At 59.8% G+C, this 669-nt stretch carries 1 protein-coding gene; it reads right to left on the bottom strand.

Features of this window, described 5'->3' with window-relative positions; genetic code table 11:
* Positions 1–244, bottom strand: a 244-nt coding sequence (locus AC6I6H_RS22490) for a hypothetical protein (protein WP_497956847.1), incomplete at its 3' end; no start/stop codon positions are given.
* Positions 245–669: the final 425 nt, after the last annotated feature.

Genomic DNA, 669 nt, shown 5'->3' with positions numbered 1-669 from the left:
CGCTGACCAGATGCAACGATCCAAAACCGTCGCCCGGGGCGCTGATCAGATGCAACGATCCAAAACCGTCGCCCGGGGCGCTGACCAGATGCAACGATCCAAAACCGTCGCCCGGGGCGCTGACCAGATGCAACGATCCAAAACCGTCGCCCCGGGCGCCGAACAAATGAGCCAAGACCGTCACCGAGGCGCCGACCAGACGAAATGAGCTAAAATCGTCACCAATGATCCGAACCGTTGCCACGGGTGTCCGCCTGGATCAATGATCCAAAACCGTCGCCTGTGGCACCGATCGGACCGCAATGATCCCATACCTTGCCCCCGTCGCAAGTCGGCTGGTCATTGCTGTTTCGTTTTGTGCCCATCACAATCCGCCCCGTCCTTGTTATGCTCCGTGGGGTTGCATTGTGCCTCGTCCTGTTCCACTCCACGGCAATACGGATTCCCGAAGAAAAAAACCCGAAGGCCCGGTAGTGGCCTTCGGGTTTTGTGATTTTTCAGAAAAATGGCGTGCGGAATTCCCCAGCGCAGCTTTCCTTCCGGAACTCCATTGCGGATTCCCTCCCGCAGCCTCCCCGGAATGGGGGCGACTCCCGCCGGTGATAACCTACCGGAGCCAAGTCTGCCGAAGCACCGCCCGCCGGAACATCACCCGTCGAAGCGCCACCT

The sequence above is a fragment of the Gorillibacterium sp. sgz306347 genome, from assembly GCF_059735245.1.
Note: the sequence above shows the minus strand (reverse complement) of the source record. Positions and strands in the feature narration are given on the sequence as shown.